The organism is Nonomuraea sp. NPDC050022, assembly GCF_044460705.1.
Lineage (GTDB): Bacteria > Actinomycetota > Actinomycetes > Streptosporangiales > Streptosporangiaceae > Nonomuraea.
The window spans coordinates 370,232-394,715 of sequence record NZ_JBITKE010000005.1 but is presented as its reverse complement, the minus strand read 5'-3'; the positions used below and the strand labels follow the sequence as shown (position 1 = coordinate 394,715).

General features: G+C 68.3%; 27 protein-coding genes. 17 read left to right on the top strand and 10 right to left on the bottom strand.

What is annotated here, in order from left to right:
• Window positions 1-50: 50 nt before the first annotated feature.
• The 11 genes from ACIBO2_RS23325 (at window position 51) to ACIBO2_RS23275 (ending at window position 6,187) form a co-directional block, all read left to right on the top strand.
• Window positions 51-566 (top strand): hypothetical protein, encoded by a 516-nt coding sequence (locus ACIBO2_RS23325; RefSeq protein ID WP_358541847.1) that lies wholly within the window; start codon window positions 51-53, stop codon window positions 564-566.
• A gap of 215 nt (window positions 567-781) precedes the next feature.
• Window positions 782-1,261 (top strand): hypothetical protein, encoded by a 480-nt coding sequence (locus tag ACIBO2_RS23320; protein WP_358541844.1) that lies wholly within the window; start codon window positions 782-784, stop codon window positions 1,259-1,261.
• A gap of 173 nt (window positions 1,262-1,434) precedes the next feature.
• Window positions 1,435-2,472 carry an SRPBCC family protein gene (locus ACIBO2_RS23315; protein WP_397299045.1) on the top strand — a complete coding sequence of 346 codons (1,038 nt, stop codon included), beginning with the start codon at window positions 1,435-1,437 and terminating at the stop codon, window positions 2,470-2,472.
• Window positions 2,473-2,603: 131 nt separating this feature from the next.
• A complete protein-coding gene (gvpJ, locus tag ACIBO2_RS23310; protein ID WP_358541839.1) occupies window positions 2,604-2,999 on the top strand; it encodes a gas vesicle protein GvpJ in 396 nt (131 codons plus the stop codon).
• Window position 3,000: 1 nt separating this feature from the next.
• The gene (locus tag ACIBO2_RS23305) at window positions 3,001-3,801 is read left to right on the top strand and encodes a GvpL/GvpF family gas vesicle protein (protein ID WP_397299042.1); all 801 of its coding nucleotides are present in this window, start codon (window positions 3,001-3,003) and stop codon (window positions 3,799-3,801) included.
• A gap of 6 nt (window positions 3,802-3,807) precedes the next feature.
• Window positions 3,808-4,080, top strand: coding sequence for a gas vesicle protein GvpG (locus ACIBO2_RS23300; RefSeq protein ID WP_358541833.1), 273 nt, complete (start codon window positions 3,808-3,810; stop codon window positions 4,078-4,080).
• Between the two features lie 4 nt (window positions 4,081-4,084).
• Window positions 4,085-4,474: a gas vesicle protein GvpO gene (gvpO, locus tag ACIBO2_RS23295; RefSeq protein WP_358541830.1), complete on the top strand. Its 390-nt coding sequence runs from the start codon at window positions 4,085-4,087 to the stop codon at window positions 4,472-4,474.
• A 17-nt stretch (window positions 4,475-4,491) separates the two neighbouring features.
• Complete coding sequence (locus ACIBO2_RS23290) at window positions 4,492-4,869, top strand: gas vesicle protein GvpJ (protein WP_358542275.1); 378 nt, start codon at window positions 4,492-4,494, stop codon at window positions 4,867-4,869.
• On the top strand, window positions 4,866-5,675 hold the full coding sequence (locus ACIBO2_RS23285; protein ID WP_358541828.1) for a GvpL/GvpF family gas vesicle protein: 810 nt from the start codon (window positions 4,866-4,868) through the stop codon (window positions 5,673-5,675). Before ACIBO2_RS23290 ends, ACIBO2_RS23285 begins: the two co-directional genes overlap by 4 nt.
• Window positions 5,665-5,874, top strand: a complete 210-nt coding sequence (locus ACIBO2_RS23280) for a gas vesicle protein (protein ID WP_225296244.1) — start codon at window positions 5,665-5,667, stop codon at window positions 5,872-5,874. Before ACIBO2_RS23285 ends, ACIBO2_RS23280 begins: the two co-directional genes overlap by 11 nt.
• Window positions 5,864-6,187, top strand: a complete 324-nt coding sequence (locus ACIBO2_RS23275) for a gas vesicle protein K (protein WP_358541825.1) — start codon at window positions 5,864-5,866, stop codon at window positions 6,185-6,187. Before ACIBO2_RS23280 ends, ACIBO2_RS23275 begins: the two co-directional genes overlap by 11 nt.
• Here ACIBO2_RS23275 and ACIBO2_RS23270 read toward each other — a convergent pair.
• The 4 genes from ACIBO2_RS23270 to ACIBO2_RS23255 all read right to left on the bottom strand — a co-directional run bounded on the left by ACIBO2_RS23270 (window position 6,184) and on the right by ACIBO2_RS23255 (window position 10,020).
• Entirely contained in the window at window positions 6,184-7,077 is an 894-nt protein-coding gene (locus ACIBO2_RS23270) for an aminoglycoside phosphotransferase family protein (protein WP_397299036.1), read from the bottom strand. The genes ACIBO2_RS23275 and ACIBO2_RS23270 overlap by 4 nt on opposite strands.
• 88 nt (window positions 7,078-7,165) lie before the next feature.
• Window positions 7,166-8,626: a DHA2 family efflux MFS transporter permease subunit gene (locus ACIBO2_RS23265; RefSeq protein ID WP_397299033.1), complete on the bottom strand. Its 1,461-nt coding sequence runs from the start codon at window positions 8,624-8,626 to the stop codon at window positions 7,166-7,168.
• A 78-nt stretch (window positions 8,627-8,704) separates the two neighbouring features.
• On the bottom strand, window positions 8,705-9,190 hold the full coding sequence (locus tag ACIBO2_RS23260) for a MarR family winged helix-turn-helix transcriptional regulator (protein ID WP_358541818.1): 486 nt from the start codon (window positions 9,188-9,190) through the stop codon (window positions 8,705-8,707).
• A gap of 26 nt (window positions 9,191-9,216) precedes the next feature.
• Entirely contained in the window at window positions 9,217-10,020 is an 804-nt protein-coding gene (locus tag ACIBO2_RS23255) for a BTAD domain-containing putative transcriptional regulator (RefSeq protein ID WP_397299029.1), read from the bottom strand.
• Window positions 10,021-10,251: 231 nt separating this feature from the next.
• Here ACIBO2_RS23255 and ACIBO2_RS23250 point away from each other — a divergent pair, with 231 nt between their 5' ends.
• Window positions 10,252-10,467 carry a DUF397 domain-containing protein gene (locus tag ACIBO2_RS23250; RefSeq protein ID WP_357943849.1) on the top strand — a complete coding sequence of 72 codons (216 nt, stop codon included), beginning with the start codon at window positions 10,252-10,254 and terminating at the stop codon, window positions 10,465-10,467.
• 100 nt (window positions 10,468-10,567) lie between these two features.
• Here the strand turns inward: ACIBO2_RS23250 and ACIBO2_RS23245 are convergent, their stop codons facing one another.
• Window positions 10,568-11,440 (bottom strand): Scr1 family TA system antitoxin-like transcriptional regulator, encoded by an 873-nt coding sequence (locus ACIBO2_RS23245; RefSeq protein WP_358541813.1) that lies wholly within the window; start codon window positions 11,438-11,440, stop codon window positions 10,568-10,570.
• Between the two features lie 371 nt (window positions 11,441-11,811).
• A complete protein-coding gene (locus tag ACIBO2_RS23240) occupies window positions 11,812-12,600 on the bottom strand; it encodes an MBL fold metallo-hydrolase (protein WP_358541809.1) in 789 nt (262 codons plus the stop codon).
• 53 nt (window positions 12,601-12,653) lie between these two features.
• Between ACIBO2_RS23240 and ACIBO2_RS23235 the strand changes: the two genes are divergently transcribed.
• Complete coding sequence (locus tag ACIBO2_RS23235) at window positions 12,654-13,052, top strand: MerR family transcriptional regulator (protein WP_358541807.1); 399 nt, start codon at window positions 12,654-12,656, stop codon at window positions 13,050-13,052.
• A gap of 124 nt (window positions 13,053-13,176) precedes the next feature.
• Here the strand turns inward: ACIBO2_RS23235 and ACIBO2_RS23230 are convergent, their stop codons facing one another.
• Complete coding sequence (locus ACIBO2_RS23230; protein WP_358541805.1) at window positions 13,177-14,361, bottom strand: hypothetical protein; 1,185 nt, start codon at window positions 14,359-14,361, stop codon at window positions 13,177-13,179.
• Between the two features lie 113 nt (window positions 14,362-14,474).
• The gene (locus tag ACIBO2_RS23225) at window positions 14,475-16,010 is read right to left on the bottom strand and encodes a phospholipid carrier-dependent glycosyltransferase (RefSeq protein ID WP_358541803.1); all 1,536 of its coding nucleotides are present in this window, start codon (window positions 16,008-16,010) and stop codon (window positions 14,475-14,477) included.
• Between the two features lie 189 nt (window positions 16,011-16,199).
• On the opposite strand from ACIBO2_RS23225, the gene rsmI reads away from it, so the two are divergent.
• Both rsmI and ACIBO2_RS23215 read left to right on the top strand, forming a co-directional pair.
• Complete coding sequence (rsmI, locus tag ACIBO2_RS23220) at window positions 16,200-17,048, top strand: 16S rRNA (cytidine(1402)-2'-O)-methyltransferase (RefSeq protein ID WP_397299025.1); 849 nt, start codon at window positions 16,200-16,202, stop codon at window positions 17,046-17,048.
• 10 nt (window positions 17,049-17,058) lie between these two features.
• Entirely contained in the window at window positions 17,059-18,645 is a 1,587-nt protein-coding gene (locus ACIBO2_RS23215) for a dolichyl-phosphate-mannose--protein mannosyltransferase (RefSeq protein ID WP_397299022.1), read from the top strand.
• Here ACIBO2_RS23215 and ACIBO2_RS23210 read toward each other — a convergent pair.
• Complete coding sequence (locus ACIBO2_RS23210) at window positions 18,581-20,125, bottom strand: hypothetical protein (RefSeq protein WP_358541796.1); 1,545 nt, start codon at window positions 20,123-20,125, stop codon at window positions 18,581-18,583. The two genes, ACIBO2_RS23215 and ACIBO2_RS23210, sit on opposite strands and share 65 nt — an antisense overlap.
• 99 nt (window positions 20,126-20,224) lie before the next feature.
• On the opposite strand from ACIBO2_RS23210, the gene ACIBO2_RS23205 reads away from it, so the two are divergent.
• Together ACIBO2_RS23205 and metG are read left to right on the top strand one after the other, a co-directional pair.
• A complete protein-coding gene (locus tag ACIBO2_RS23205) occupies window positions 20,225-21,448 on the top strand; it encodes a glycosyltransferase family 2 protein (protein WP_358541794.1) in 1,224 nt (407 codons plus the stop codon).
• 62 nt (window positions 21,449-21,510) lie between these two features.
• Window positions 21,511-23,292: a methionine--tRNA ligase gene (gene metG / locus ACIBO2_RS23200; RefSeq protein WP_397299018.1), complete on the top strand. Its 1,782-nt coding sequence runs from the start codon at window positions 21,511-21,513 to the stop codon at window positions 23,290-23,292.
• Here metG and ACIBO2_RS23195 read toward each other — a convergent pair.
• Window positions 23,237-24,460: an FAD-dependent monooxygenase gene (locus tag ACIBO2_RS23195; protein WP_397299016.1), complete on the bottom strand. Its 1,224-nt coding sequence runs from the start codon at window positions 24,458-24,460 to the stop codon at window positions 23,237-23,239. The two genes, metG and ACIBO2_RS23195, sit on opposite strands and share 56 nt — an antisense overlap.
• Between the last annotated feature and the right edge of the window lie 24 nt (window positions 24,461-24,484).

Sequence of the window (24,484 nt, the reverse complement as noted above, 5' to 3'; positions counted from 1 at the left end):
GGTAGGCGGCGCACTCCCGTAGTCGATCATGTGGCGTAGGAAGGCGACCCATGCCCCGGTGGCGTTACCTGCGATGGTGGCTGGCCGCACTGGCGGCCTGCGTCTTGAGCTTCCTGGTCCTGTGGCTGCCGATGCTCTTCAAGGCCGAGGCGGCGATCGGCTGCGTCGGCTATGGCCCTCTTCCGTTCGGCCTGGCGGAGGTGTGGTCCGAGCTCGAATGGATGTGGCTCCATCTCCGTGAGCCCGTGGCGTACTCGTTCGAGGGGGGTCTGGCCCTGAACGGTCTGCCGACGCTGAGCGTCTTGCTGGCGACCGCGGTCTCCGCCTGGGCGGGGCGGCGGCTCGGCGCGTTGGCGGGGGTGCTGGCCGCTCTGGTCGCGGCGGTGGTCGCGCTGGACTGGGCGTTCATGGCGATGTCGTACGTCATGATGCTCGGCTGCGCAGGCTCGGCGGGGGTGCTGCCGTGGTTGGTGTGGCGCCTGCTGCCGATGCTCGGGTACAGCAGCGCGACCGTCATGCTGGTCGCGGGCATGCGGGTCCGGCGGCGAGCGGAGCGGGTTCTCTAGCCGCACGGAAAGCGTGCAAATCGCTGTAAAAAGCGAATTATTGACCATATCTGTACGAAGTTCACATCGCGCTCCTTGCGCGGCCCCTGCGGGCCTCTGGCACCCGATTCGCCTCGCGTGTCCGTTTTCTCCGATCATGTGTTTGTTTGTCTTTTTTGTGGGGCAGGTGGAGACCGGTTGTTCCAGGCGAGTCGGGAGGGCAAGGAGCGCTGGTCATGAAAGACAAAGTTCAGATGGGGCTGGCCATCGCCGCGGGCTACTACCTCGGCCGACGCCACAAGCTGCGTTGGGCGACCACGTTGGCCGTGGCCGGGGTGCTCAGCCGGTTGCGCGGCCAGGGAGGCCTGCTGTCGCAGGGGATCAAGATGCTCGGTTCGTCGCCCGAGATGGACAAGCTCACCGGCCGCCTGCGTGGCGAGCTGATGGACGTCGGCAAGGCGGCAGCCGTGGCCATGACGAGCAGGCAGCTCGAATCGCTGACCTCGAGGCTGCACGAGCGGGCCGAGGGTCTGCGCCATCCGGGCACGCCTGAGGAAACGGCCGAAGACGAAGAGGACTACGAAGAGGGCTACGAGGAGGAAGAGGAAGAGGCGCCAGAGGAGGAACCGCCCAAGCCGGCACCACGGAGAAGGAAGCCCAAGGCCGAGCCCGCCCGCGCCGCGCGACCGGTCACGAGGACACGGAGGCGAGCTTGATGGCTCAGGTATCGAAGGCTCGGCCCATCAAGAAGGTCACTGAGGCCCTGCCGACAGACGTCAAGAAGGTCGCGGAGGCCCTGCCGACCGAGGCGCTCACCCAGGAGCTCAAAAACCTCGCACAGGCCTTCATCGAGCGAGCGCTGCAGTCCGTAAGTGACAAGGTCGAGGACATGGCGGGCCGGCTCGCCGATCCGGCGGCAGGCGGCGGAGTTTCCGGCCTGTTCAGCGCGCTCACCGGATCGGATGAATCTGGCGGCAAGTCCGTCAAAGGTTCGATGCTGGGTGGCGCGGCCAAGGGGGCACTCAAGGGCCTGTTCGGCGGCATGGGCAAGGGGACCAAGAAGCTACGGTTCGTCAACATCGCCGAAACGCTCGACATCGGCGCTCCCGTACGGGTCGTCTACAACCAGTGGACGCAGTTCCAGGACTTCCCGACCTTCATGAAGAAGGTGGAGCACGTAGAGAGCGAGAGCGACGAGAAGCTGTCGTGGAAGACACAGGTCTTCTTGTCCCATCGCAACTGGGAGTCGGACATCGTCGAGCAGGTGCCCGACGAACGGATCATCTGGCGATCCAAGGGACCCAAGGGCTACGTCGACGGCGCTGTGAGCTTCCATGCCATAACCCCCAACCTGACCCGGGTCCTGCTCGTACTCGAATATCACCCGCGCGGACTGGTGGAGCACGTCGGCAATGTCTGGCGTGCGCCGGGCAGGCGTGCACGGCTGGAGTTCAAGCACTTCAGGCGGCATGTCATGACGCAGACCATGCTGCATCCCGAGGAGATCGCCTCCGGCGGCTGGCGCGGTGTGATCCACGACGGTGAAGTCGTCAAGGACCACGAGACCGCGGTCCAGGAGGAGGAAGCCGCGCAGGAGGAGGAAGAGGAACGGCCGGAAGAGGAGCCGGAGGAAGAAGCGGAAGCGGGAGAAGCGGAAGCGGGAGAAGCGGAAGCGGGAGAAGAGGAAGTGGGAGAAGCGGAAGCGGGAGAAGAGGAAGAGGAACTGCCGGAGGACGAGTACGAGGAGGAGGAAGAGCCCGAGGAAGAAGAGGAAGAAGAGGAAGAAGAGGAGGAGCCGGAGGAAGAAGAAGAGGAAGAGGAGGAGGAGGAAGAAGAGCCGCCTCGCGCGGCCTCTCGGAGACGGGGGCGCGCCAAGGAGCCACCGGCGCGGCCGGTTCGGCGCAGAGCCGGTACCCGGACGACGTAACCCGGGACGGCGTCCGCGAAGACCGGCGGGGCAGCGTCGCCAGAGACCGGCGGGACAGCGTCCTCGAAGAGCGGCGGGGCAGCGTCCCCGAAGAGCGGCGGGCGGCGTCCGCCAAGACCGAGGGAGAAGTAATGACCGTGCAACCCGCGACAGGCGGAATAGCCGACCGTCCGTCTCCGTCGGGCCTGGCCGACGTCATCGACACGATCCTCGACAAAGGTCTGGTCATCGACGCCTACGTCCGGGTCTCACTCGTGGGCATCGAGCTGCTGACGATCGACGCGCGCATCGTCGTGGCCAGCGTGGACACCTACTTGCGCTACGCCGAGGCCGTGAACCGGCTGGACCTCGAGGAGTCCGGGGGAGAAGGGCTGCCCGAGATCATGCAGAACATGACGCAGGGCAAGGGCAAGAACGTCGCCCAAGGAGCCCTGGAAGCGGCAGGGGAGAAGCTGAGCGACTTCGTCGGCGAGCTCGGCGAGAAACAAGAGACGCGCAGCCGGCGGCAAGAGCGAGAGGAGCGGTGAAATGGCGCAATCCGCGAAGGCCGCCGGTCAGGATGTTCCCGAGCAGGTCACCAAGAAGACCGGCATCTACATCTACGGTCTCGTACCCGAGGACGTCGAGGTGTCCAGCGATGCGCAGGGCGTAGGGGACGAATCTGCGGAGATCAGGCTGATCCGGCACGGCGAGATCGCCGCTCTGGTGAGCGACGTCGCGCTCGACCGCCCGCTCGGCACCCCCGACGACCTGTTCCGGCATGGGGCCCTGCTCGATGCCACCGCCGCCGAGGTGCCCGTCATCCCGCTCCGCTTCGGCTCGGTGATGACGAACGAGGAATCCGTCGTCGAGGAGCTGCTGACGCCGCACCACGATGAGTTCCGCAGCGCGCTGGATGAGCTGGAGGGACGGGCCGAGTACGTCATCAAAGGACGCTACGTCGGCCAAACGCTGTTCCGTGAGGTGCTGAGCGAGGTCCCGGAGGCCGAGCAGTTGCGTGAGCAGATCCAGGGGCAATCGGAGGATCTGACGCGGAACGCGCGGATCCGGCTCGGAGAGCTGATCAACCAGTCGGTCGTGGCCAAACGCGAAGCCGACACGCAGTCGCTGACCGAGGAGGTGAGCCCGCTCGCCGCCCTCACCGTCATCCGGGAGCCCTCTCACGAACAGGACGCCGTTCACGTGGCCGTACTCATGGAGACGGACCGGCAGGAGGAGCTGGAGCGGGTGGTGAACGAGTTCGCCGATCGCTGGTCCGGCCGGGTTGAGATGCGCATATTGGGCCCGCTGGCACCGTACGACTTCATCACCGCGCGGACTCAGGAGTGATGACGGATGGGGCTGATCGGCCTGATCTTCGGCTGGCCGCTCGCGCCGGTCAAAGGGGTGATCCGGCTCGGCGAGCTGATACAGGAGCAGGTGGAGCGGCAGACGCATGACCCTGCGGTGGTCAGGCGCCGGCTGGAGGAGATCGAGCAGTCCAGGGCCGCCGGCCTGATCTCCGAGGAGGAAGAGGCGCTGGCGATGAAGCAGACGCTCGAATCGATGATCGGCGAGCCCGGCCAGGCTGTCGTGCCGACAGGTGAGGAAGAGGAAGAGGAGGGGTGATCGCATGCCTGTCAGGCGCAGTGTCCGCGAAGAGCGGCCGGCCGGCAGCCAGGCACCAAGGCGCTCAGGGGAGGAACCCGACGAGAGACGGACGGAACCACGTCAGAAACGCCGCCCACGCGGCCTGTCAGTGGCGGACGTCGGCGAAGCCGGTTTGGAGCACATCGCCGATCTGGTCGCGGGTGAGCCGGAAGGCATCACGATGGTGAAGCCGGTCGAGCGCGGCTGGGTGGTGAACGTGGAGGTCCTGGAAGACCACCGCATTCCCTCCTCCGGCGACATTCTCGCGCTCTACGAGGCCGAATTGGACCCGGAGGGAAATCTGCTGTCCTACCGGCGGATCCAGCGGTACCGGCGGGGCAGCGGCACCAACGCGGAGGGCGGTTCGCGATGACCGAGCCCGGCTCTGTGATGCGCCAGTCCAACGCCCCCGCCGGGCGGCTGTCCAACCACGAGCCGGCGAACCTCGGCGACATCCTGGAACGGGTACTCGACCGAGGCATCGTGATCGCGGGAGACATCCGCGTGAACCTCCTGGACATCGAGCTGCTGACCATCAAGCTCCGGCTGATCATCGCCTCGGTCGACACCGCCAGGGAGATGGGGATCGACTGGTGGGAGCACGACCCATGGCTCAGAGGGCAGGATCAGGAGCTGCGCGAGGAGAACCGCAGGCTCCGGCGACGGCTCGCCGCCGCGGAGGAGGGCGCCGCACTGCCGCGCGGACCGACCGCGGAGGTCGAGTACGTCGATGAGCGAGCAGCCGAAGTGGACGAGCATGATGAATGACGAGTGTGATGAATGACGCGGGCACTTACCTGTACGCGGTCACCCGCGACGAGGGTGTCACCCTTCCCGAAGACTTGAAGGGTGTGGCCGGCGAGGGGGTGCGCGCGATCACGCACGCCGGTCTCGTCGCGTACGTGAGCACGGTCCCGCTGGACCGGTTCGGCGAAGAGCCGCTGCGGCGGTCCATGGAAGACCTGGACTGGCTGGGCGAGACCGCTCGGGCGCACCATCGCGTGGTGGAGGCGGTGGCGCGGACGACGCCGACGGCCCCGGTCCGTCTGGTCACGGTCTACAGCGGCGAGGACCAGATCCGGGAGCTCCTGGACCGGCGGCATGACGATTTCGCCGAGACACTCGGGCGGATCGCCGACCGGCAGGAGTGGGGGGTGAAAGCGTACGTCGATCCGGCCGCGCCGCCGCCCGCCGAAACGGGGGCGGAGAGCGCGACCAGTCCGGGACTGGCGTACCTCAAGAAGCGGCAGGCGAGTCTGCGCAGCCGTGAGGAGACCTGGCGCCAGGCCGCCGCGCGTGGGGAGCACATCCATGACGTCCTCAAGTCCGTGGCGGTCGCCAGCCAGCGGCATCGCCCCCAGGACCCGCAGCTGTCCGGCCGCGCGGAGTGGATGATCCTCAACGGCGCCTACCTGGTCGATCTCGACCGCGGCGCGGAGTTCGCGCGGGTCGTCGACGGGCTGCGGGGCGAGGGAATCGACGTGGAGCTCACCGGTCCGTGGGCGCCGTACTCCTTCGCCGCCTTCGCCGAGACACCGGAGAGGCCGGGAGGGGGGACCGGCGATGACGCTTGATGAGCCCCGCGGCGCCGTGCTCGCCCGGGAGGACCGGCTGCCGCCCGAACGCGTGGCGCTGGTGGACCTTCTCGACCGGCTGCTGGCGGGCGGGGTCGTGGTGAGCGGGGACCTCGTCCTGTCCATCGCGGACATCGACCTGGTGCGCATCTCCGTACGCGCACTGATCATGTCGGTCCGGAGCACCGATGAGGAATGACCTGGAAAAGGCGTCATCGGTGCGGAAGGTGCCGTCGAGACGGCTGCGCATCGAGACCGACGCCGAGGCGGTGGAGCGCGACCTGTCGCGTCTGGTGCTCACCCTGGTCGAGCTCGTACGTCAACTCGTGGAGCGTCAGTGTGTGCGCCGGATGGAGCAAGGGGACCTGTCGGACGAACAGATCGAGGCACTCGGCGTGACCTTGATGCGACTGGAAGCGGCAATGACCGAAATGTGCGACAAATTCGGTCTATCGCCCTCCGACCTCAACATCGACCTCGGACCGCTCGGAACGCTGCTTCCCCGGGACTAGCTGTCGGCGAGGACCTGCGCCAGCGCATGGGATGCCTGGCGGATCATGCCGGGGTTGGTCTCCCAGTAGTACGGCAGCGCCATCACCGCCTGAGCGAGCGCCCAGCCGCGGCCGCGCACCCAGGAGGCGTCATCGACGCCGAGTTCGCGCCGGAATCGGCGTCGACTCTCACCGGCGAACACGTTCCACGCGGGCTGGAGGTCGCAGGCGGGGTCGCCCACGTTGAGGCCGCCGAAGTCGATGACCGCCGACAGACGGCCGTCGACGACGAGCAGGTTGCCCGGCAGCAGATCGCCGTGCAGCCAGACCTCCGGGCCGTCCCAGGCCGGGGCGTCGAGCGACTCCTGCCACGAGCGGAGCGTGGCGTCGCCGTCGATTCGGTCGCCGAGCTGGGCGATCGCCTGACGAACAGACGTGTCGCTCTCCGCGAGCGGTCCGCCTCGGCTGTGCGGGGAGCGCGGGGGCGCACCGGCCGTGGTGACCTGACGGAGCGCGGTCACGAACGCCGCGAGGTCGACGGCTGCCTGGTCCAGGTCGTCGATCGTGCCGTTGGCGTTCGCGCCGGGCAGCCACTCGTACACCGACCAGTCGTAGGGATAGCCCTCGGCCGGCCGCCCCATGGCCAGTTGCACCGGAAGCGCGAGGGGCAGGTGCGGCGCGAGCTTGGGCAGCCACTCCGCCTCCTTCGCCGCCTGCTTGGTGGCCCACCCGATGCGCGGAAGCCGAGCGACCAAGTGGTCACCGAGGCGGTAGATGTCGTGATCGGTTCCGTACGAGTCGACCGGCGCGATCGGCAGCTCGGCCCAGCGTGGGAACTGCCCGGCGAGCAGGCGGCGCACGAGGGCGACGTCGGTCTCGATCTCGTCGGCGTGCATTTTGGTCGCTCTCATCGCCGTCATTCTTGGTGAACCGCCTTGACCGTCGCAACGGAGTTACGCCGGCAACGGCCGGGACCGGCCCGGCCGTTGCCGGCGAAAGTCAGGCTGAGGTGAGTACAGCGGGGTCCTCAGCGGTGGTGGCGGTGGTGTCCCGTTCGGGCCGGCGCAGCACGGTCAGCGCCACGATGAAGGCGGCCACGAGCAGCGCGGCGGAGATGGTGAAGGCCACGTGATAGCCGCCGGTCAGCGCGACCGCCTGACTCTGCCCGGCGGACAGCAGATCCTCGGTACGGGAGGCGGCCAGCGTGGACAGCACCGCGACACCGATCGCCATGCCGACCTGCTGGGTGGTGTTGAACAGCCCCGAGGCCAGGCCCGCGTCGTCGGCCTTGGCGCCGGACATGCCGAGCGTGGTCAGCGCCGGCAGGACCAGGCCGCCACCGGCGATGAGCAGCATGACCGGGAGCAGGTCGGTGACGTAGTTCGCGGTCACCGGGACGCGGGTGAGCCAGCCCATCGCCGCGAACAGGAGCGCCAGGCCGACCAGCAGGACGCGGCGGGCGCCGAAGCGGGTGTTGAGCCGGGCGGAGACGAACAGCGACACGGCGCCGATGGCCACCGCCGCGGGCAGCATCGCCAGGCCGGTGCCGAGCGCGCTGTAGCCGAGGACCTTCTGCATGAAGAGCGCGACAATGATCTGGAAGGCGAACATGGCCGACAGCGCCAGCATCTGGACCAGGTTGGCGCCCGAGACGGTACGCGAACGGAAGATCCGCAGGGGCATCAGCGGCGTTCTGGCGGTCGCCTGACGGATGACGAAGGCGGCGAGCAGAGCGAGGGATACCGCGCCGAGGCCGAGGGTGTGCGCGGCGAGCCAGCCGTACTCCTCGATCTTGACCACCGTGTAGATGCCCAGCATCAGACCGCTGGTGACCAGGACGGCGCCGATGACGTCGGCCCCGGCGGCGAGTCCGGCCCCGCGGTCGCCCGGCAGCGCCCGGATCGCCAGCGCGATGGTGGCCAGGCCGATCGGCAGGTTGATGAAGAAGATCCAGTGCCAGCTGAGCGCATCGGTGATGACCCCGCCCAGAACCTGGCCGATCGAGGCGCCGGCGGCGCCGGTGAAGCTGAAGATGCCGATCGCCTTGGCGCGTTCCGCGGGCTCGGTGAACAACGTCACCAGGATCCCGAGAACGACCGCGGAGGCCATCGCGCTGCCCACGCCCTGGACGAACCGGGCGGCGATCAGCAGGCCGGGCCCGGTCGCCGCGCCGGCCAGCAGCGAAGCGGCGGTGAAGACCGCGTTTCCGGCCAGGAACATGCTTTTACGGCCGATGAGGTCACCCAGTCGTCCGGCCAGGAGCAGCAATCCGCCGAAAGCGATCCCGTACGCGTTGACGATCCAGCTGAGCCCGGCGGGCGAGAAGCCCAGATCCCGCTGCATGGCCGGCATCGCGACGGTCACGATGCTGCCGTCCAGGACCGTCATCAGCATCGCGGCGGACAGCACTATGAGCGCCAGCCAGCGCGATGGTTGGGGGGAAGGTGCGGTATATGACATGGCCATCTCCTGCTCGAAAGGCGAACAAGAGGAACCATAACAGATAGTCCCGTTGCAGACGATATGCCTCGGACCTTTTTAGCCCTTCTGCCGAGCCCTTCGAACCCCTTGCGGCGCCTCGGCGGGTGTGGCCAGATGCCCAGTCGCCAGGCGATTCATGGCCCGCAGCAGCACCTCGGCCTCGTCCTCGGGCAGCGAGGCGAGGGCCGCCCGGTGGACGCCATCGACGATGGCCTGGCTCTGCTTGGCGACCTCCGCGCCCTTCTCGGTGACGGCGATGATCCGGGCCCGCCGGTCCGTGCTGGACGGGCGGCGCTCGGCCAGGCCCGCCTTCTCCAGGGCATCGACGGTGACCACCATCGTGGTCTTGTCCATGTCGCCGAGCTCGGCGAGCTGGATCTGCGTGCGCTCCTCTTCCAGAGCGTGCACGAGCACGCAGTGCATCCGCGCCGTCAGCCCGATCTCCGCCAGCGCCGCCGCCATCCGGGTCCTCAGGATGTGGCCGGTGTGGTCCAGCAGGTACGACAGGTCCGGCGCGGTGCGGGAAGGGGCCATGGCAGTCATGTCGTCCAGTTTAGCAATTAGTTCCGTTATGGATTATCCCGATGCTTCGCGTCGCCCTTCCTGGCGGCTTCGGCCACGCGGCGGACGGCGCTCTTGTCGGCCTCGCCGGGTGCCCCGGAGGGCGCGAATCCCGGCGAATCACCGAGGGCCGGGTCCTGGCTGAGGATGCGCTGATGGAGGCGCTCGATCTCCGCGCCCGGATCGGCCCCGAGCTCGTCGGCCAGCCGCTTGCGCAGGGCGGCGAACGCGCCCAGCGCTTCGGCCGGTCGGCCGGCGCGGTGGCAGGCCAGCATGAGCAGGCCGGTCAGCTGCTCGTCGGGCGGCCCGGCGGTGGCCAGGTCCAGGATCTCGGGGACGAGCAGCGCGTGGTGCCCGAGCCGCAGCTCGGCCTCCAGGCAGTCGATCACCGCGGCTCGGTGCTCCGCCTGCAGCTTGGCGCGGGCGTTCGCCGCGGACTGGCCGGTCAGGCCGCTGAGCGGCTCGCCGGGCCGTAGGCCGCGGGTGCCCCACTGCCGAAGGGCGTCACGCAGGATCGGTACGGCCTGCGCGTCGTCACGCCCGATCAGCGGCCGCGCCTCGTTCACCAGGTCGCGGAAGCGGTAGACGTCGACCTGGTTCCGGTCGGCCAGCAGCCGGTAGCCGTTCTGGTACTTGGGCAGCATGTCGCCCAATTTCGGCCCGCTGGAATGTCCCAAATGAGCACGCAGGTCGCTCGCATAATGCTGGATGACCTTGCGCGCGCTGTTTATCGGCTCCGCGCCCCAGATCTTGTCGATCAGCTCCTCCATGGTGACCGGCCGGGTTCCGGCGAGCAGGAGCAAAGCCAGCATCAAACGTTGTTTTCGGTCACCGACATAAACCCGCACACCGTCCCGGTAAGCCTCCACGCCGTTCAACAATCGAAACTGCATCGGTCCACTCCTTCGTACTACGTGTATTGGATATGACTAACGGCGTTCATAGAATCCCTATGGCTGACCGACGGCGCGGCACCGAGCCGATACCCAGGCCGACCAGACAGCGGGCGGCACATGTCTCCCCGGACGGACAGGAGAGAAATAATGGGTACTGCCAAGGAAGGCCGGTCGCGGCGCGCCGAATGGTTCAAGGCGACGTTCAGCGACAACGGCGGCGGCTGCGTAGAGGTCGCGCTGGGCGAGAACGTGGTCGCGGTGCGCGACTCCAAGGACCCCGAGGGGCCTGTTCTCTATTTCAGCGGTGAGGAGTGGGGCGCGTTCCTCGCCGGGGTGTACGCGGGCGAGTTCGACCTGAGGTGATCCTGGTCCATGTCCGGTTCGCGACCTCCCGGGCGGCCTCGGGGAGTGCGCGAGGTGCCCGCTCCCCGGGGATGGGCGGACGGCCGTGCGCAAGGCGGGGTCACCGATCCGCGGCGCGGACGTCGGCGCTGATCGTGGCGAGGAACTCCCGCGCCTCGTCGCCGAAGACCGCCATCTGGGTCAGCAAGGACCACTGCCGCTGATAGACCGCGATGTCGTCGGCGTGGCCGGCGCTCAGCCTCACGTGCGCGACTTCTATCTCCACAAAAGTGTCCGCCGCGCTGCCGTCGCTCTCGTAGAGGGTGAAACCGTGCGGGGGGCAGACAAGTGCTTCTGTGTTGTGCGGTATCAAGCCGATGGAGACGTTCTCCAGCGTGCTCAGCGAGGCTATCCGGTCCAATTGGGCGAGCAGGAGTTTGGCCGATCCAGGACGGCACCGCAGCGCCGCCTCGGTAATGAGGAATTCGAAACGCCGGCTTTCCTCATACAGGGCGAGCTGCCGCTGCAAACGAGCCGCGACGGCCATGGACAGATTGCCCTCGGTGTATGGCGGGTCGAACAACGCGAAGATGCGCCGGGCATACTCGGCGGTCTGCAACAACCCCGGAATGACGGTGGGCTGGAATCCCCGCACCAGCTGTGCCTGGTCCTCCTGCTCCCGAATCTCGTCCTGAAGGTGCGCCTGCCGCTGGAGGGCGGCCCGCCAGCTGTGCATCTCGGTGAAGGCCGCCTCGGTCAGGTCGGTCAGCCATTCCCGGGTCTGACTCGACGCCTCCACCGCCTCGCCCCATGCCGTCACCTCCGGCAGCGAGGGGATCACGGTCCCTGACTCGATGCGGGAGACCTTGGACTGGCTGATGCCGACCCGGTGGGCCAGGTCGCGCCCGGAGATCCCGGCCAGGTCACGCAGGCGCCGCAGCTCTGTGGCCAGACGTTCTCGCTTGGTGCGCTGTTCCGCGCCGTCACCGTTCATCCGCTCCGCACCCTCGACAGCATCCGGCGCACCATTCTCTACGAACCAGTTTGATGCCAATTGATGATGCACTAAATCAGCTAATGTCGCACACGTCAAACCGGTGGGCGGTGCCCGGTCCTGCCCTGTTTGGGGGAGAGATGGCTGGTCCACGCGCGGGCGCGCTCACCTCGGCGGGGTAGCGGTGTGATTCACAGTGATTCAGAGGGGGCGCGACCGGCTTCGGTGAGAGCGAGATGGTGGCGCGCGCCGGGCTCGGAGCCCGGCCACCGCGTTCTGCGCGCCGCGGTGGCCGGGCAGCCAGAGGTACGCGCGCGGGCGACAACCGGTTCATGCCCAGTAGAGCGCGCCCTACGACAACTGACCAGATCTCAACTCATCCGGTGCAGCTCCCACGGGTCGTGCGCGGAGAACACCTCCACCCCGTGCACGTTCGCCAGTTCGCGCAGCCGGGCCTGGCTCGTCAGCCGCGACCCCTCGTCCACCTGCGAGTCGAGCTGCACGATGTCCATCAGCGGATGCGGTCGCGGGTCGTCTGCCGACAGCTCGCGGTGGTAGAAGTAGGCGTCACCGGCGTGCAGCAGCCACCGGTCGCCGTCCCTGACCGCCACGCCCGCATGGCCCACTGTGTGCCCGGCGAGCGGCATCATCAGGAAGTCCGGCGAGAACGTCGAAGGCCGCACCCCCTCGACCCCGTACCAGATGTCCCCGGTGCCGGGGTAGGTGACCCAGCGCGGGCCGTGCGCCCAATGGCCGGGGCGATAGCGGCGGTTCGGCGCCTCCGTCAGCGCCGCCTGCAGCTCGGCCGCCATGACGTGCACCTCGGCCTGCGGGAAGTCGGGCAGCCCGCCGCTGTGGTCGACGTCCAGGTGGGTCAGCAGGATGTGCCGTACGTCCGCCGGGTCGTAGCCGAGGGCGGCGATCTGCTGGACGGCGGTCTCCGCCGGCCGGAGCTCGGGCCCGACCAGCTCGACCCACTCGGCTTCGAGAAGCTCGCCGGGGCGCGTCACGTCGTCCAGCCCCAGCCCCGCCTCCACCAGGACCAGCCCCGAGTCGGGGGTCTCGACCAGCAGGGCGTGGCAGACGGCGGGCGCGGAGGGCAGGGACTCGGTCGAATCGATCTCGCGCATCGAGCCGAGATTCAGGTGATGGATTGTCATGTGCCCTAGACTGCGACTTGAAGCGCGGTTCAAGTCAAGTCAAGGAGCGGGCCGTGGACGAGACGTTGCTCGACATCGGTGAGGTGGCGCGGCGGTCCGGCCTGGCGCCGTCGGCACTGCGGTTCTACGAGCGCAAGGGGCTCATCACGGCCGACGGGCGCAACGGCCTGCGCCGCACGTACGTGCCGGAGACGCTCGAACGCCTGGCACTGGTCACCTGCGCGCGTGACGCCGGGTTCACGCTCACCGAGATCGCCGCGTTCCTGCGGGCCGGGCCGTCCGACGCCGTGTTGCGCGAACGGATGGCCGCCAAGGAGCGCGAGGTGGACGAGCGGATCGCGCAACTCACCCGGCTGCGCGACAGCCTGCGCCACGCGGCGGTGTGCGACCACGACCCGTTCGTGGAGTGTCCGGACTTCAAGCGGGCCATCCGCCGCGTCAGCGTCCCGTAGGCGCCCAGGGAGGTCCGTCACACGACCGTCTCGGACCCTGTGACGGTCCCGTGGCGGCTGGGGTCCTTCGGGGGAGATAGGAGGAATCCCCCTTCGGGGAGCGGACGAAGAGGGTCCGTGGTGGTCAGCCTGCGCTCACGTACTGCCTCGGTCTCAGGGCGTGGGCGCGGAGGGCGGCCAGGGCGGCGAGTTGGCCGGAGCGGGTCACTCGTACGGCGAGGTCGTCGGCGAAGGCCAGGCCGAGCGCCTTGAGCTGGGCGACCAGGTCGGTCACCGGTGTGGCGACGTCCTCAAGGCTGGTGGCGGGATGCCAGCCCTCGCCGCCGACCACCTCGGCCACCCGCTCGCGCAGCTCGGAGGGCGACATCAGCGCGCCGTCGGCGAGCAGCATGAGCGCGGCCTCACGCGCCGAGAGCTCGAACTCGTGCTCGCCCCTGGCCAGGAGCAGCTTGGTGACCGCGTCCCACATGGCCTCGGGGGAGTCGAGCAGCTGCCGGCCGTAGTCGGTGATCGACAGCCGGACGCCGGAGCGGCTGATCGCGCCCAGCTCGCGTTCGGCCAGCTCGCGCAGCCGGAGTGCCTCCGGTGAGGGGGCCAGGCGCATGGGGAGGCTGCCTTCGGAGGCGGCCAGCGACAGCAGGCCGTGCAGCGCGGGCAGCTGCTGGACCGAGACGGGAGCGTGCAGTCGCACCTCGAACGGCTGGGCCAGCTCGCGCCGGGCCGGGCCGCGGCCGAGCACCCAGCGGTTGAGCCGTTCGCCGTGTACGCGATGCAGCCAGCTGTCGCCGCCCAGCTCGGTCCGGGGCGCGGTGAGCCAGCGCTTGGTCAGCGCGCCGGGATCGACGTCGTCGCCCGAGACGATCGCCAGCTCCAGCGCCGCGGAGCAGGCGACGTGCGCGCCCAGCTCCTCGGGGCCCATGATCATGCTCCATTGGAGGTCGGGCACGTCGGGCGGGAGCACGCCGGTGGCCTCGAGCGCCACCTGGTAGGCGTTGGTGCCCGCGTCCTCGCCCTCACGGGCGTAGGTGCGCAGGATCTTGGTCGTGAGGGGCGACTCGCACAACCCGGCATAGCGCTCCAGCCCGCCGACCTGCAGCAGCCGCCCGAGCGCGCGGGCCAGCCGCTCATGGTCGCCACCGACCTTGAGCGGCAGTGTGTACCAGAGGAACTCGCAGACGTCGAGCTGCGTAACCGTCTCCAGCGGCTCCCCGCCCGTCAACCACTCCACAGCGGTCCTGGCCTCTTCGGCCAGGTCCGGCTCGGAGCGCTCCAACTCGGCGAGCAGGGCGGTGACGTCTGGTGCACTCATGCCTCGAAGTTTGCCGTATCGACCCCGGGCCTGACGATGACCGAAACCGGTGCGTATTGGGTCTTGCACTGCGACTACCCTATGAAATTAGTAAATATGGAACTGTGACCGGGTCAAATCCACCGCTTGTCGAAGAGCATCCGTGCCTTCCACTCGGTGTAGGGGATCAGCTCGGCGGACAAAACCGGATGCAGCCACCAGAAGTTGATCAGTGCCAGTAGTGCGAACGCGCCGACGGCCGCAGCCCCGAGCGTACGCCTCAACGGTACAGCCCCACCCGGTGTCTTCGCTGAGGGGCCTATCAGCAAACCCGCGCACAGCGTGATGGCCAGCACCATGAACGGCACCATCGGCACCGCGTAGAACAGGAACATCGTGCGGTTCTCGGTGATCGCGAAGTAGAACCAGGGCAGCCAGCCCATCGCGTAGGCCAGCAGCACCGCGCCCGCCCGCCAGTCCCGCGTGGCGACGTACCAGGCGATCAGGGCGATCAGCGCGGCCAGCGCGCCGAACCAGATCACCGGGGTGCCCACGCCGAGCACGGCCTCGGCGCAGTCCTTGGCGCCGCAGGCGCCGCCCTTGTTGCCCTCGTAGTAGAAGGCGACCGGGCGCAGCAGCAGCGGCCACTGCCACGGATCCGACATGTAGGGATGTGAGGTCGCCAGCCCGCTGTGGAAGGAGAAGACCTGCCACTGGTACTGCACCCACGACCGCATCGAGTCGATGACGAAGTAGATCGGGCCCGAGGAGGTGGCCTGGTCCCAGTTGCGGCCGTAGCCGGCCGCGCTGACGAACCAGCCGGTCCAGGTGGCCATGTACGTCACGAACGGGACCAGCGCGAAGGCGACCAGGCCGGTCGGCACGTCCTTGGAGAAAGCGCCGGAGTAGGGATTGCGCAGGCCGACGGCCCGCCGCGCGCCGAAGTCCCACAGCAGGCTCATGACCGCGAAGGCGGCCAGGAAGAACACCCCTGACCACTTGACCCCCATGGCGGCACCGAGGCACAGGCCCGCGGCGATCCGCCACGGCCGCAGCCCCAGCCAGGGCCCCTGCGGCGACAGCGGCGACGTCTCGTACCAGTCGACCAGCCGCTCCCGCGCCCGGTCGCGGTCGACCACCAGGCAGGCGAACCCGGCCAGCACCCAGAACATCAGGAAGATGTCCAGCAGTGCCGTACGCGACAGCACGAAGTGCAGCCCGTCGAGGGCCAGCAGGAGCCCGGCGAAGCAGCCGAGCAGGGTCGAGCGAGTCATCCGGCGGGCCACGCGGGCCAGGACCAGGATCGACAGCGTCCCGATCACCGCCGCGGCGAACCGCCAGCCGTAGGGGTTCATGCCGAACAGCCACTCGCCCACGCCGATCATCCACTTGCCCAGGGGCGGGTGGACCACGTAGGAGGCGCACTTGTCGAGCGTCGCCTCCGTGCACTTCTGAAAGATGTCGGTGTTGCCGGCGATGAGTGCCTTGTCGGCATCCTTGATCGTGACCCGCTCCACGAGCCACGTGATCAGCGAATAGCCGTCCTTGGCGTAATAGGTCTCGTCGAAGACGACGGCCTTGGGGTGGCCGAGCCCCATGAAGCGCAGCACGCCACCGAAGATGGTGATGAACAGCGGCCCCAACCAGCCCCACAACACGCTGCCACGCATCGGCGGGACCATCCGATCTCGGATGGATCGCCCCCCGGGACTGCTCTCGTCCGCCGCCGGTTGGCCACTTGACTGGCCAAAGGTTTCGTACGGGAAATCGGTCACCGCCATTCGGACATCGTACGGGCCTCAAGCCAGTGCTTACCCAGGAAACAGGGTCTTATCGGGATGCCCTGCCACAATGGCCGGGTGACAGTAAAGGGCAGGTTGGTGCTGGCAGGAGCCCCCATCGGGCAGGCGGGCGACGTTTCGCCGCGGCTGCGCGAGGTGCTCGAGAACGCCGACGTGGTGGCGGCCGAGGACACCAGGCGCCTGCGCAGGCTGGCGGGCGACCTCGGCGTGGAGATCCGCGGGCGGGTGGTCTCCTACTACGACGCCAACGAGGCCGGACGCGCGGCGGAGCTGGTCGAGATGCTCAAGCAGGGGCAGACGGTGGTGGTCATCACCGACGCGGGCATGCCGGGTGTGTCCGACCCCGGCTACCGCCTGACGCACCTCGCGGTCGAGGAGGGCATCACGGTCACCGCCCTGCCGGGCCCGAGCGCCGTCACCACCGCGCTGGCCGTCTCCGGCCTGGCCAGCGACCGCTTCTGCTTCGAGGGCTTCCCGCCGCGCAAGCCTGGAGAGCGCGCTCGCCGCCTTTCGGCGCTGGCGAAGGAGGAGCGCACGATGGTGTTCTTCGAGGCGCCCCACCGGCTCCAGAGCGCGCTGGAGGCGATGGCGGAGGCCTTCGGTCAGGAACGGAAGGCCGCCGTCTGCCGCGAGCTCACGAAGACCTACGAAGAGGTACGGCGCGGCGGCCTGGGCGAGCTGGCCGCGTGGGCGGCGGCGGGCGTCAAGGGTGAGATCACCGTCGTGGTCGCCGGTCACGTCGCGGCCGACACCGAGCCCGATATCGAGTCACTGGTCGCCGAGGTGGACCGCCGCGTGGCCGACGGGGAGCAGCGTAAGGCGGCCGTGGCCGACGTGGCCAAGGAGGCGGGTCTGCCCAAGCGGGAGCTCTACGACGCGGTTCACAGGAGATCGTCCACCCCATAGGGTGCGCATCGTGAAGAAATGGGGGATTTCCGCACAGCGGCTGGTCCCGCCCATGCAAGGGGGCGCCCTCTGGGGGTGGCTGGGGCCGATCGCGGTCGCCCTCTTCGGCGGAATACTGAGATTCGTCAGATTAAGCGAGCCGAGGGCCATCGTCTTCGACGAGACGTACTACCTCAAGGACGCCTACTCGCTGCTCAGGTTCGGCGTCGAGCGGGTCACGCTGGGCGACTCCAAGAACCCCGAGGCCGACCACCGGCTGATGGCCGGCAACCTCGACATTTTCAAGCACTGCCCGAACACGACCGACTGCGCCTCGTTCGTCGCCCACCCGCCGCTGGGCAAGTGGATGATCGGGCTGGGGGAGTGGCTGTTCGGCGTGAACCCGTTCGGCTGGCGGTTCGCCGCGGCCGTGGTCGGGACGCTGTCGATCCTCATCCTGGCCCGGCTGGCGCGGCGGATGACTCGCTCGACGATGCTGGGCTGCCTGGGCGGGCTGCTGCTCTCGCTGGACGGCCTGCACCTGGTGCTGTCGCGTACGGCGCTGCTGGACATCTTCCTGATGTTCTGGGTGCTGGCCGGGTTCGCCTGCCTGGTGGTCGACCGCGACTGGTCACGGCAACGGCTGGCCGACTGGTACGACAACTCGCCGCTCACCCCGACCGGGCCACCGCTCGGTCTGCGGCCGTGGCGGATCGCCGCGGGCCTCTGCCTGGGGGCGGCCTGCGCGGTGAAGTGGTCAGGGGTGTTCTTCCTGGTCGCGTTCGCGGTCATGAGCCTGCTGTGGGACATGGGGGCCAGGCGGGCCGTCGGGCTGCGCAATCCCTACTCCGGCGCCTTCGCCAAGGACGTGCCGTCTGGGCTGGCCGCGCTCGGGCTGGTGCCCGCGCTGACCTTCGTGGCCTCGTGGGCGGGCTGGTTCGTCACCGCGGGCGGCTACGGGCGCAACTGGGACCAGGCGACTTCGTCGGGGCCGCTGTTCTTCGTCGTCGACTCGGTGCGATCGTGGCTGAAGTACCAGGTGCAGGTGCTCGGCTACCACACCGGGCTGCACGACTATCACCCGTACATGTCGGATCCGTGGACGTGGCCGGCCCTGTTCCGGCCGGTCTCCTTCTTCTACCCGACGGACCTGCCGCCTTCGGCGTGCGGGGCGGACAAGTGCTCGCAGGCGGTGCTCGGGGTGGGCACGCCCGCCCTCTGGTACGCCGCCATGCTCGCCCTGCTGGGACTCATCGCCTGGTACGTCGCCACGCGCGACTGGCGGGCCGGGGCGGTGCTGCTGACCTTCGCCGCCGGCTGGCTGCCGTGGTTCTACTACGCCATCGCCGACCAGCGGACGATGTATCTCTTCTACATGATCCCCGTGGTGCCGTTCATGGTGCTGGCGCTCGTCCTGGTCGCGGGGCTGGTGATCGGGAAGGAGAGCGCCCCACCCGCGCGCCGGGCGGTGGGGGCCGCGGTCGTGGGGGCGTTCACGCTGATCGTCCTGATCAACTTCTGGTGGCTCTACCCGGTGCTGGTCGCCGAGACGCTCACGCAGGCACAGTGGTGGGCTCGGATGCTGACGCGGGCTTGGGTCGTACCCGCGCCAAAGTGACGCCGCGGCGCAGCGTGATCGCCGCGGCGATGCAGGCCAGGGGGACCGCCGGCAGGACGTAGCGGTAGTCGAACTCCGCCGTCGCGGCGGGCGCGAGCAGCAGGCCGAACGCCCCGAGCCAGGGCAGGATCACCGGCCCGCCGAACCGGCGCCAGCGGACCACCGTGCCGTACAGGCCGATCAGCATCACGCCGCCCAGCACGATGCCGGGCAGGTAGACCACCTGCTGGTAGCCGCTCATGATCTGCGCGAAGGGCGCGACGATCTTCGTCTCGGGCGGGCCCTGCTCGTAGGTGTAGGCGTCGGTGTCCGTACGGCCCTGATAGGAGGGCCACTGGGGCAGTCGCTTGGGGTTGCCGCTGTCATCCAGCTCGTAGAACGGGATGAAGCGATACATGTTGTACGTCTTCTCGTCCGGGAAGCGCGGCCGGCCCCAGTTGAAGGCGCGGAAGAAGTCGCGCGCCACGACCTTCAGGTAGTCGCCGGGCTGCGAGGTGATCGCCCGCGTGGCGAACGCGCTGGCGGCCTCGTTGGTGATGTCGGTGAACTTCTTGCCCGCGCCCCAGCGGTGCAGCACCTCACCCGTGCCCTGGCCGTCGCCGTTGCCCTGGCCCCAGAGATACCACTGCGCGTAGTCCTTGCGCTGATTGACCGGATCGTTGATGCACAGGAGCAGCATCTGGAGCTCCCGATATTTGTCGATATGCATCTTGTTGCAATCGGCGAAAATCGCCGTGCGCATGTAAAGGATGAGCCCGTCGCTGTTGGTCATCGCGAATTTACCGAAGTTTGTTGAGAACCACCCCATGTAGGCGAGGACCGGGACCGCGCAGGCCATGATCACGGCCACGATCGCCTTCCACCCGGTCCGCTTGATGAGCAGATAGGCGACGACCAGGGCGAGGATCGGCAGGCCGATCGAGCGGGTGAGCGCGGTGAGCGCGAGCAGCAGCCCGACGACGACGCCCAGCTTCCACGACATCCGCCGGTTCCACAGAACGATCGTGATCACGCCCACGACCAGCAGCGTGAACAGCGTGTCGGACATGATGAGCTGTTCGAGCTGGATCTGGTAGGCGTCGAACAGCACCGGGACGGCCGCCAGCGTCGCCCCCCACTTCGGCAGCCCGAACTTCGCGCGCACCAGCGCATAGATGAGCGCGCCCGTGGCCAGGCCCATCAGGTGCTGGGACATGGTCACGAGGGTGAAACTGTGGAACGGCTTGAGCAGCAGCAGCCAGAATCCGTAACCGTCGGGCCGGATCGGGTGCGGCCGGGGGTGCAGCGCCACGGATACGTACTCGTAAGAGTCGTTGAACCACATCGCCGGGCCGTAGCCGAGCATGGTTATCAGCCGCAGCACCCCGCCAATGGCGAATGCGGCGGCGAACACCCGATGACGGCCGACGAACGCCCATGCGCGCGCTATCCGGCCAGGGGCGGAGGGGTCCACAGGGGTCATCTCCGCAGCGCTCACCATGCTGTAAAGAATGCCAGTCGTTTTTAGGACTTGACCCGACCATCCTCGGGCACAGGGCATGATGGTGGGCTGGAAGAGCCTTAACTGAAGGGTTGAGACGTGGAACTGACGGTGGTCATGCCCTGCCTCAACGAGGCGGAGACCGTGGAAGTCTGTGTGCGCAAGGCACTGGCGTGCATGGAAGAGCACGGCATCGAGGGCGAGGTCCTGATCGCCGACAACGGCAGCACGGACGGCTCGCAGCAGCTCGCCCGTGACGCCGGTGCGCGTGTCGTCCACATCGATGAGAAGGGTTACGGCAACGCCCTCATGGGCGGCATCCGTGCCGCGCGTGGCAAATACGTCATGATGGGCGACGCCGACGACTCCTACGACTTCACCTCGTTGCTCCCATTCGTCGAACAACTGCGCGACGGTGCCGATCTCGTGATGGGCAACCGGTTCAAGGGAGGCATCGCCCCCGGCGCCATGCCTCCGCTCCACCGCTACCTGGGCAACCCGGTGCTGTCGTTCATCGGCCGGCTGTTCTTCCCGTCGGCCATCGGCGACTTCCACTGCGGCCTGCGCGGGTTCAGGCGCGACTCGATCCTGCGGCTCCAGCTGCAGACGGGCGGCATGGAGTTCGCCTCCGAGATGGTCGTCCGCTCCACCCTGTCCGGCCTCGACGTGCGTGAGGTGCCCACCACGCTGTCGCCCGACGGCCGCTCCCGGCCGCCGCACCTGCGCTCCTGGCGTGACGGCTGGCGCCACCTGCGCTTCCTGCTGCTGTACAGCCCCAAGTGGCTGTTCTTCTATCCCGGCATCCTGCTGATGATCATCGGCCTGGTCGCGGGCACGGCGCTGACGTTCGGCCCGGTCGAGATCGGTGAGCTGGCCTTCGACGTCGACACCCTGGTCGGCGCGTCGGCGGCGGTGGTGATCGGCTTCCAGGCGGCGTTGTTCGCGCTGTTCACCAAGGTCTACGCGGCCGAGGAGGGCTTCCTGCCCGAGTCGCCACGCGTGCGCAGGCTCATCGACATCGTCACCCTGGAGAAGGGCCTGGTGGTCGGCGGGTTGCTGGCCCTGGCCGGTCTCGTCGGCCTGGTGATGTCGCTGGTGCACTGGCAGGTCCGCAGCTTCGGCTCGCTCGACCCGCGCGAGTCGCTGCGCATCGTCGTGCCCTCCGCGACGGCGCTCATCATGAGTTTCCAGACCATCTTCGCGGCGCTTTTCATCAGCATCCTGGGCATCCGCCGCACCCGCGAGAGCTCGATCGACGCCGCCGCCAAGGTGGCCGAGGAGGCGGCCGAGGCCGTGTCCCGCGAGGAGTCCAAGACGCGTTGATCATCCGCCTCGTGCCGGTGTTCGGTACGAGGCGACCGTGGTCGCACCGTAGGCTTGGCCCTATGTCCCAGCACATCTTGACCGCCGTAGCGTGGCCGTACGCTAACGGCCCTCGCCACATCGGGCACGTATCCGGATTCGGCGTGCCGTCCGACGTCTTCAGCCGCTACCAGCGGATGGCGGGCAACAAGGTGCTGATGGTGTCCGGCACCGACGAGCACGGCACGCCCATCCAGGTGCAGGCCGACAAGGAGGGCGTGACCGCCCGCGAGCTCGCCGACCGCTACAACCGGGTGATCGCCGAAGACCTGACCGGCCTGGGGCTGTCCTACGACCTGTTCACCCGCACGACGACGAAGAATCACTACGCCGTCACGCAGGCGATCTTCAAGGGCCTCTACGACAACGGCTACATCTTCCCCAAGACCACGATGGGCGCGATCTCCCCGTCCACCGGACGCACCCTGCCCGACCGTTACATCGAGGGCACCTGCCCTATCTGCGGCTACGACGGTGCCCGCGGCGACCAGTGCGACAACTGCGGCAACCAGCTCGACCCGATCCAGCTCATCAACCCCAAGAGCCGGATCAACGGCGAGACGCCGATCTTCACCGAGACCGAGCACTTCATGCTCGACCTGCCCGCCTTCGCCGAGGTGCTCGGCTCCTACCTGCAGTCCAAGCAGGGCGAGTGGCGGCCCAACGTGCTCAAGTTCGCCCTCAACCTGCTCGGTGACCTGCAGCCGCGGGCGATCAGCCGCGACCTCGACTGGGGCGTGCCGATCCCGCTCGACGGCTGGCGCGACCAGCCCAACAAGCGGCTCTACGTCTGGTTCGACGCCGTCATCGGATACCTGTCCGCCTCCATCGAGTGGGCCAAGCGTTCCGGCGACCCCGACGCGTGGCGCCAGTGGTGGCAGAATCCCGACGCCCGTGGCTATTACTTCATGGGCAAGGACAACATCGTCTTCCACGCCGAGATCTGGCCCGCGATGCTGTTCGGCTACAGCGGCCAGGGCGCCAGGGGCGGCTCGCCGGGGGCGCTGGGCGCGCTCAACGTGCCGTCCGAGGTGGTCTCCAGCGAGTTCCTGACCATGGAGGGCAAGAAGTTCTCCTCCTCGCGGCAGGTCGTCATCTACGTCCGCGACTTCCTGGCCCGCTACGACGCCGACGCGCTGCGCTACTACATCGCCGTGGCCGGTCCGGAAAACCAGGACACCGACTTCACCTGGCAGGAGTTCGTCAACCGCAACAACGGCGAACTCGTCGCCGCGTGGGGCAACCTGGTCAACCGGTCGATCTCCATGGCGGCCAAGAACTTCGGCTCGATCCCCGAGGCCGGTGAGCTGACCGACGCCGACCGGGCGCTGCTGGAGCGCTCGCGCAACGCCTTCGGGCCCGTCGGGGCGGAGCTCAACCGCTCGCGGTTCAAGAACGCCATCACCGAGGCGTTCGACGTGGTCCGCGACGCCAACCGCTACCTGGCCGAGCAGGAGCCGTGGAAGCTCAAGGACGACGCGGAGCGGCAGAAGTCGATCCTGCACGTCGCCCTCCAGGTGGTCGACGACGCCAAGACGATGCTCACGCCGTTCCTGCCCGGCTCGTCCAACAAGGTCCACGCGATGCTCGGTGGCGAGGGCGTCTGGTCCGGCATGCCGGAGATGCACGACGTCGACGAGGACGGCGGCACCCCCTACCCGGTGATCACCGGCGACTACAACGGGGCGGCCCAGTGGGAGCACCGGCAGATCAAGCCGGGCACGCCGCTCGCGCCGCCCGTGCCGCTGTTCAAGAAGCTCGACCCGAAGGTCGTGGACGAGGAGCTGGCCCGGCTGGCCGACTGAGGTCATAGTCCTTGAGCGTGATGGCGCTGGCCGTCTTTCGTGCGGTCCGCGCCATCAGCCCGGTAAAGGGCAGATATGGCATCAGCTTGTAGTTCTGGTTCATGAACCACCGCATGAACCTGGTCTCCGGCACCATGAACTTGCTGACCCCCTCGCCGGACTTCTGGCAGGTGAGGACGTAGTCGCGCATGGCCGCCTCGTACCCGGCGAAGGCGGTCCGATGGTCGCGGGCCGCCGCCAGCTCGCCCGCGAGCACGTACGCGCCCACCATGGCGAGCCCGGTGCCCATGCCCGACAGCGGCGAGGGGCACCAGGCGGCGTCGCCGAGCAGCACGATTCGGCCGTGTGACCAGCGGTCCATGCGCACCTGGGCGATGGCGTCGAAGTAGAAGTCGTCGGCCCGCCGCATGTCGCGCAGCAGCCGGGGAGCCTCCCAGCCGACACCCGCCATCGCCCGTTCCAGCAGTTCCTGCTGCCGGCGGGTGTCGTGGCGGTCATAGGTCAGCTCCGGCGAGCCGAACCAGAACATGGCCTTGGCCTCGGTGTTCTGCCTGGAGCTGTAGAGGGCGACCATCTTGCCCGGTGTGTTGTAGGCGTGGCCGCTGTGGTCGAGGCCGAGGAAGTTCTCCGTCGTGAAGACCGCGCAGTACAGGCCCAGGTACGAGATGAACTCCCCTTCGGGGCCGAAGGCCAGCTCACGCACCTTCGAATGCAGGCCGTCGGCGCCGACCACCAGGTCGAAGCGCCTGCTCGGACCCCGCTCGAACGTGACCGTGACACCGTCGGCGTCCTCGTCGAGCGCGGCGATGGAGTCGTGGAAGATGTACTCGGTGCGGTCCCTGGTGAGCTCATAGAGGATCTTGGCCAGGTCGCCGCGCAGGATCTCGACGTCGCCGGCGAACAGGTCGGCCGGCAGGGCGCTCAGCTTCTTGCCCGCCTCGTTGACGTTCCACATGGCGCCCATGTTGGTCTGCTGCCGCTGGATTTCGCCGAGTATGCCCATCTTGCGGAGCACGGTCAGGTGGACGTCGCCGCGGAAGTCGACGGAGTAGCCGCCCTCGCGCAGGGCGGGCGCCCGCTCGACGATCGTGGTGGAGTGTCCGGAGCGGTTCAGCCAGTAGGCCAGGGCGGGGCCGGCGACGCTGGCGCCGGAGATCAGGATGTCCATGCCGACGAGCTTCGCCGGGCGCGC

Bases quoted from the DNA above. Each gene is read 5' to 3' on its own strand.
- ACIBO2_RS23325 (WP_358541847.1), top strand. From the start codon at position 51: ATGCCCCGGTGGCGTTACCTGCGATGGTGGCTGGCCGCACTGGCGGCC.
- ACIBO2_RS23320 (WP_358541844.1), top strand. From the start codon at position 782: ATGAAAGACAAAGTTCAGATGGGGCTGGCCATCGCCGCGGGCTACTAC.
- ACIBO2_RS23315 (WP_397299045.1), top strand. From the start codon at position 1,435: ATGGCGGGCCGGCTCGCCGATCCGGCGGCAGGCGGCGGAGTTTCCGGC.
- gvpJ (WP_358541839.1), top strand. From the start codon at position 2,604: ATGACCGTGCAACCCGCGACAGGCGGAATAGCCGACCGTCCGTCTCCG.
- ACIBO2_RS23305 (WP_397299042.1), top strand. From the start codon at position 3,001: ATGGCGCAATCCGCGAAGGCCGCCGGTCAGGATGTTCCCGAGCAGGTC.
- ACIBO2_RS23300 (WP_358541833.1), top strand. From the start codon at position 3,808: ATGGGGCTGATCGGCCTGATCTTCGGCTGGCCGCTCGCGCCGGTCAAA.
- gvpO (WP_358541830.1), top strand. From the start codon at position 4,085: ATGCCTGTCAGGCGCAGTGTCCGCGAAGAGCGGCCGGCCGGCAGCCAG.
- ACIBO2_RS23290 (WP_358542275.1), top strand. From the start codon at position 4,492: ATGCGCCAGTCCAACGCCCCCGCCGGGCGGCTGTCCAACCACGAGCCG.
- ACIBO2_RS23285 (WP_358541828.1), top strand. From the start codon at position 4,866: ATGACGAGTGTGATGAATGACGCGGGCACTTACCTGTACGCGGTCACC.
- ACIBO2_RS23280 (WP_225296244.1), top strand. From the start codon at position 5,665: ATGACGCTTGATGAGCCCCGCGGCGCCGTGCTCGCCCGGGAGGACCGG.
- ACIBO2_RS23275 (WP_358541825.1), top strand. From the start codon at position 5,864: ATGAGGAATGACCTGGAAAAGGCGTCATCGGTGCGGAAGGTGCCGTCG.
- ACIBO2_RS23270 (WP_397299036.1), bottom strand. From the start codon at position 7,077: ATGAGAGCGACCAAAATGCACGCCGACGAGATCGAGACCGACGTCGCC.
- ACIBO2_RS23265 (WP_397299033.1), bottom strand. From the start codon at position 8,626: ATGTCATATACCGCACCTTCCCCCCAACCATCGCGCTGGCTGGCGCTC.
- ACIBO2_RS23260 (WP_358541818.1), bottom strand. From the start codon at position 9,190: ATGACTGCCATGGCCCCTTCCCGCACCGCGCCGGACCTGTCGTACCTG.
- ACIBO2_RS23255 (WP_397299029.1), bottom strand. From the start codon at position 10,020: ATGCTGGCTTTGCTCCTGCTCGCCGGAACCCGGCCGGTCACCATGGAG.
- ACIBO2_RS23250 (WP_357943849.1), top strand. From the start codon at position 10,252: ATGGGTACTGCCAAGGAAGGCCGGTCGCGGCGCGCCGAATGGTTCAAG.
- ACIBO2_RS23245 (WP_358541813.1), bottom strand. From the start codon at position 11,440: ATGAACGGTGACGGCGCGGAACAGCGCACCAAGCGAGAACGTCTGGCC.
- ACIBO2_RS23240 (WP_358541809.1), bottom strand. From the start codon at position 12,600: ATGACAATCCATCACCTGAATCTCGGCTCGATGCGCGAGATCGATTCG.
- ACIBO2_RS23230 (WP_358541805.1), bottom strand. From the start codon at position 14,361: ATGAGTGCACCAGACGTCACCGCCCTGCTCGCCGAGTTGGAGCGCTCC.
- ACIBO2_RS23225 (WP_358541803.1), bottom strand. From the start codon at position 16,010: ATGCGTGGCAGCGTGTTGTGGGGCTGGTTGGGGCCGCTGTTCATCACC.
- ACIBO2_RS23210 (WP_358541796.1), bottom strand. From the start codon at position 20,125: ATGGTGAGCGCTGCGGAGATGACCCCTGTGGACCCCTCCGCCCCTGGC.
- metG (WP_397299018.1), top strand. From the start codon at position 21,511: ATGTCCCAGCACATCTTGACCGCCGTAGCGTGGCCGTACGCTAACGGC.
- ACIBO2_RS23195 (WP_397299016.1), bottom strand. From the start codon at position 24,460: ATGGACATCCTGATCTCCGGCGCCAGCGTCGCCGGCCCCGCCCTGGCC.